We start from the raw sequence: 6,356 nt of genomic DNA on the forward strand, positions 1-6,356 counted from the left end.
TGCCTCCTAATAATTGATAATTGCTTGTTGTGGGATATCCTGTTGCTCAATAACTTTATCTTTGGCAAACACTTTAACTGTAATATTAAAATCAAAGTTGTGACTGATAGTAATATACCCATCAGTATCTTTTGCCTGAATAGTTCCTAACACATGACCTTGTTCATCATGCAAGCTATAACTTGCATCATTAATTTGATACAAATGGAAAACCGTATTTTCAGCAAATGAATAGTCAATTCTGCTTTTAACCTGACCAAAAGGTAAAATCGTATTCTCTGCCACATACAACGGTAAGCTAAAATAATCATAAGTATCATGGTGCCAAGTTCCACCATCACGCACCTCATGTGATAACAAATGCGTCCACTTCCCATGAGGCAAGTAATAACTTGCCTCACCGTTTTCGTTAAAAATCGGTGCAACTAAAATATCCTCACCCAACATATACTGTAAATCAAGATAACGACAATTAAGATCATTTGGATACTGCAACATCATCGCCCGCATCGAAGGTAAGCCAGTCTTCGCAGTAAGAATCGCGTTATTATATAAATATGGTGCCAGTTGATTTTTTAACTCTGAAAAATACCGCACTACTTCTACAGCCTCATCACCAAAATCCCAAGGCACCCGATATGAAGTATTGCCATGTAATCGCGAATGCGTAGATAATAAGCCGAACTGTGACCAACGTTTATAAACATCCGGAGTTGCCGTATTCTCAAAACCGGAAATATCATGTGACCAGAAGCCAAACCCAGATAAAGTCAGTGATAAACCGCCACGTAAACTTTCCGCCATTGAAGCATAATTCGATGAACAATCGCCGCCCCAATGAACCGGAAACTTCTGCCCGCCAACCGTAGCTGATCGCGCAAACACAAGCGCATCTTGCGGACTCTTTTCCTGCAACACCTCAAAAACAGCCTCATTATACAAATGCGTATAATAATTATGCATTTTTTGCGGATCACTGCCATCAAACCATTGAACATCAACTGGAATCCGCTCACCAAAATCAGTCTTAAACGAGTCAACACCCATGTCCATTAACCGTCGCAAATGATCTTGGTACCAAGCTTTAGCATCAGGATTAGTAAAATCAACAATGCCCATTCCCGCTTGCCACTTATTCCACTGCCAAACGTCACCATTAAGATTCTTCAACAGATATCCTTTTTCTTTGCCCTCATGGAAAAGCGGTGCCTTTTGCCCAATATATGGATTAATCCAAACACAAATCTTCAAACCTTTTTTCCGCAAACGAGCTAACATCGCTTCCGGCTCAGGAAACACTTCCGGATCCCACTCAAAATTCGTCCACTCATATCCCTTCATCCAGAAGCAATCATAATGAAAAACTGACAAAGGAATCTGATAAGCTTCCATCTTATCTAAAAATGAATTTACTGTCGCCTCATCATATTGCGTCGTGAAACTGGTCGACAACCATAAACCAAAACTCCATAACGGCGGCACCGGTGGCTTACCAGTTAAATCGGTATACTTCATCAACACATCTTTAGGCTCCGCACCACCAATAATGTAATAGTCAAGCTTCTCACCGGCAACACTAAACTGCACCCGTGAAACAACCTCACTCGCCACTTCATACGACACTTTTTCCGGATGATTTGTAAACACACCATAACCATTACTCGATAAATAAAACGGAATACTCTTATACGACTGCTCAGAAGCGGTTCCGCCATCCTCATTCCAAATATCAACTGCCTGCCCATTCTTCACAAAAGGAGCAAACCGCTCACCAAGACCATAAATCTGCTCATTGATACCTAAATCCAGCTGTTCACGAAGATAACTCTGTTTTTCGCCATTAATATAAGCCGTCGAACGCCAGCTGCTCGAGGTCAGCTTGCGTTCGTCATAAAAGTACTGCAACTGCCAATCTTGTTTATTGATTTCAACACGCGTATGACCGCTCTTGAACATCAAACAATCACCATCGGTAATCTCAACCGGTACTTGCTGTTCATTCAACTCAAAATGCGGACCCTTCTCGTAAATACCATCAAAATGTTTAATCGTTACCTGTATAATATCTGTAAGCGGTGAACGAAATTCAATTGTAAGTAACCCATCATCTAAAGTATCACCGCGATGATTAATCTTTTTTGTAGCAGCAAATAACTGCAAACTTGAATCGGTAATCCGATAATCAACAATTTCTGTCGCCGGATGCAAAGTATATTCTTTTTGCATCATCCAAAATCCATCAGTAAATTTCATTTTATTGCTCCTTCCAAGATATTGCTATTTAACTGCGCCATCGACCATACCCTTGATAATATGTTTTTGTAAAAATAAGTATACAATCACAATCGGGATGATTGCCAGTAACGCTGCTGTTAACACTAAGTTCCATTGAGTTACAAATGAACCGACAAAGTTTACAACTGCAATTGGCAGGGTTTGAATCGCATTCCCTTTTCCTAAAATCTGTACCGGTAAAAGGAAATCATTCCAAATCCAAATACCATTTAAAATAACCACTGTTACTGTTATTGGTCGCAAAATCGGGAAAATGATTTTGAAAAACAATTGAAACTGATTGCACCCCTCCATCATCGCCGCCTCTTCAAGTTCAAGCGGAATAGATTTAATAAATCCATGATAGAGAAATACACTGAGTGCTACGCCAAAACCACCATAGGCTAAGATGATACCTAAATATGAACGCAATAATTCAATACCCGTGGCATCAGTAATCATTTTGTACCAACTTACCAGTGGGAACATAACCACCTGGAACGGAATAACCATACTAGCTACAAAAACCAAGAAAATGATTGAAGAAAGCTTATTTTTATTCCGCACTAAGCCCCATGCACATAACGAAGACGCCAATACAATCACTACTAATGATACCACTGTAATAATAACCGAAGAAACAAAAGAAGTAATATATGCCACCGTTGGATCAGTTAAAATAAGCTGAATATTAGTAATAAACTGTCCCCAGTTCTCCGGCAATGCCAAAGCACTATCAATAATTGAGTTACTATCCTTACCGGTATTAATCACCAAAATAACAAATGGAACTAAAAACAGTAAAAATAATACAATCGTAAACGCCTCAACCGAAATATTTTTCAAACGTTTCATTATGCCTCAATCTCCCTTCTCTTCGTTAAAACAACTTGAATAATTGCAATAACAACCAAAACAACAAAGAATATTATTGATTTAGCTTGGGCGACGCCCATCTGGTTAAATGAGAAAGCGGTCTGGTAAATGTTCAGTGCCAACAGTTCACTTGCCATAACCGGAACCCCGGCAAATGTGGTTCCGGGACCACCCATGTTTAACGCAAAGTTAATATCAAATTGTTTAAACGCCGTTACTAAAGTCAAAAACAATGAGATTGTAAACGCTGGTGCCACCATTGGAAAAATAATATGTCTAAGCCGCTGAAAACCAGTTGCGCCGTCCAACGAACTTGCTTCAAGCACTTCAGACGGAATATTTTGCAGAGCCGCAACATAAATCATCATAATATATCCGGCGTACTGCCAAGAACCAACAATAACCAATGCGTAAATTGATACCGTCGGATTTGCCAACAAAGATTGTTGCAAAAATTCCAGCCCCAAAGTATTCCCGATAATAACTAACACATTATTGAAAATAAATTGCCAGAGATACCCAAGCACAATCCCGCCAATCAAGTTCGGGATGAAGAATCCCGAACGATACAGATTGGCCAACTTAGTTTTGCGGGTTACTAACATTGCCATTAAAATTGCCAATGCATTAGTTACAACGATACTAACAATTGCATATTGCATAGTTACCAAAAACGAATGAATAAAAGTGGCATCAGCAAAAGCAGTAAAATAATTTTCCAGGCCGATAAAACTCACTGCTTTACCAACTGTTGCCGTCCAGTCAGTAAATGAATAATACACACCTAAAACAAACGGAATAATCATAACCAACGAGAACATTGCAACTGCCGGCAGAATTAATAATAGATAGCTTTTCTTACTTCTTTTCATTTCATTTCACCCTTTATTGTAAGGTTTTGATTGCCTCACTAACTTGTTTGATAAACTCTTCTTTAGTAATTTGTTTATTCGCATACTGTGAATAAATTGCCCCTAAAGTATTATTACAGAATCCGTCAGGCATATAATAATGATCCCAGCCATAATTATTACCTTTTTGTACCCAATCAATAACACTTTGATTTAATGAATTTGTTGCCTCAGCCTTAATTGATTTAAATGCCGGTACCATCTGAGCATCTTCAACGATAAATTGAACACCACGATCGGTTGATACCATATCGTTTAAGAACTTCTTAGCCAGCTCAACATTTGCGCCATCTTTATTCACTGCATAGAATGATGGTGCTGAAACAAAAATACCATCAGTAGCTGTTGTTTTTGATCCCATAGGAGCAATACCCATTTCAAATGTTGCATCAGCCATATTTGGTGCAATCCAGTTACCTTGAGCAATAAACGCTGTTTTCCCATTTTTAAATGCATTTACTTGTTCATCATAATTACCAGTATTCAACACTTGCTGATTAGCATTGTTAAATAATAATTCTACCCAGTTCGCATATTCAGCTAATCGTGCATCATCAACTGTTCCTGCAAGCACTTCATCAACATATTTCATACCTTGTTCACCATTGGCAAGATATGCATTAAAGTTTTGTGAACCAGTCAACCAAGTCATTGTTGGACCGGCAGCCATACTGATAACTGAGTCAATTCCTAAAGCCTCTTTCTGCTCATCAATTTTTTGTACCGCAGCAACCCAACCTTCATAAGTAGTTAAAGTGCTTACATCTACACCAGCTTTATCCATCATATCTTTATTATAAATAATGCCGTATCCTTCAACTGAATAAGGAAACCCATATGTTTTGCCATCTTTTACAAAAGCATACTCGGTATCAGTACTCCAAGGCTCGGCAGATAAATCGGCAACCTTATGTTCCCAAGTAACATAATCATTCTCACCTTGAATAACAAAAATATCCGGTTCGCTTCCTGATTGAAACTCTGATTTCAACTGTGAACCATAATCGCAGCCACCACCACAAGTTTTAATTGTTACCTTAACTCCGGTCTCAGCTTCATAATCAGCAGCATATTTCTTTAATGCCTCATCAATTTCCGGCTTCAAGTTAAAAATAGTCAAACTATTTTCTGACGAACCGCCACCACCGGCACACCCAGCCAGCACTAAAACTGCAACCGCCATAAACGCAAAAAATTTCTTCATCTTTTACCACTCCATATAAATATTTTTAATTAATTTAAGTCTTAAACTAACTGTTGCGAGTTCATTATAACAATTACTGAAAACGCTGTCAATACAATTTGTTTAAGTTTTAAACTTTTAGTATAAAAAATAAAAAACGGCGATGAACAGTATATGTTCATCACCGCAGCGAGTTTAATAACTTCGCATTAGGACATCAACCAATTGGGGGGAAGGTTGAATGTCTGCCTTTATTATTACAGATATTCGTCGCTAACTCAATGAATTTTCGGTGCTAAATAATGAATTTTATGAACTGTATGTGTACAAAGAGAAATCCAGGCGGGTCCTCGTGACCCGCCTGAATTCAATTTTCACCAAGATTATGCATCTTCTGACTTACGTTTGCGACGGGCAAAGAATAGCATGACGCCAACTCCTGCACCAATTGCGCCTACGCTTATCATTTCAAGTTGATTGCCACCTGTAGACGGTAAATCTGTTGTTGTGTCTTTGGTAGCAATGACTGTCATCGTAATCGTTGTACTTAGTTCGCTTACTGTTGCTTCATTAGCATCAAAAGTGTTGAATGAAACTGAGCTTGCGGTTGTTGGGTCTTTGTGAACGATGGTTACTAAATTATCGCCAATAACCGGATTCACTTTGACTTCGTCAATATTAGCAACTTGTAATGGCGCCAATGACTCAGTTGTCTCATCGTTCCAAGCTTGCGCTTGTGAACTATCGAGAATAACTTGTTCTAATGTATCATTAGCAATTGCTGCTTGTAATTCTTCTTGACCAATGCTAAAGCTGTTAGCATCAATCAACCATACGCCATCAGCAATCAAGTCTTGCCAATCGGCGATTAAGGTTAATCCGCCTGCCGGCATAGTGATTGTGCCGCTGTACGTTGTGTCAGTTGCGTCTTTCCAACCAAGGAATTTGTGGCCGAACCATGTTGGTGCGGTGACTGCACTTAAGTCAACTGTGCTGTCAGTTACTTGAATGATATCAGCTGGCTGAGTAGTTGCCTTACCACCATTCACATCGAAAGTGATGGTTTGGTCTAATGCCGTCCAGTGTGCTTCTAAGGCAAGTCCGCCAGCTGG

5 protein-coding genes are annotated in these 6,356 nt (G+C 39.1%); all 5 read right to left on the minus strand.

Features of this window, described 5'->3' with window-relative positions; translation table 11 throughout:
• Positions 1 to 6: 6 nt before the first annotated feature.
• The gene (gene yicI, locus FEZ08_RS08685) at positions 7 to 2,253 is read right to left on the minus strand and encodes an alpha-xylosidase (RefSeq protein ID WP_138191429.1); all 2,247 of its coding nucleotides are present in this window, start codon (positions 2,251 to 2,253) and stop codon (positions 7 to 9) included.
• 24 nt (positions 2,254 to 2,277) lie between these two features.
• Positions 2,278 to 3,129: a carbohydrate ABC transporter permease gene (locus tag FEZ08_RS08690; RefSeq protein ID WP_138191432.1), complete on the minus strand. Its 852-nt coding sequence runs from the start codon at positions 3,127 to 3,129 to the stop codon at positions 2,278 to 2,280.
• Positions 3,129 to 4,022, minus strand: a complete 894-nt coding sequence (locus FEZ08_RS08695) for a carbohydrate ABC transporter permease (protein WP_138191434.1) — start codon at positions 4,020 to 4,022, stop codon at positions 3,129 to 3,131. The genes FEZ08_RS08690 and FEZ08_RS08695 overlap by 1 nt, the downstream gene beginning before the upstream one ends.
• Before the next feature lie 13 nt (positions 4,023 to 4,035).
• Positions 4,036 to 5,265 carry an ABC transporter substrate-binding protein gene (locus tag FEZ08_RS08700; RefSeq protein WP_138191436.1) on the minus strand — a complete coding sequence of 410 codons (1,230 nt, stop codon included), beginning with the start codon at positions 5,263 to 5,265 and terminating at the stop codon, positions 4,036 to 4,038.
• Positions 5,266 to 5,627: 362 nt separating this feature from the next.
• Positions 5,628 to 6,356: InlB B-repeat-containing protein (locus tag FEZ08_RS08705; protein WP_138191438.1), on the minus strand; the 729-nt coding region annotated here is incomplete at its 5' end.

It is taken from the genome of Culicoidibacter larvae, from assembly GCF_005771635.1.
GTDB lineage: Bacteria > Bacillota_I > Bacilli_A > Culicoidibacterales > Culicoidibacteraceae > Culicoidibacter > Culicoidibacter larvae.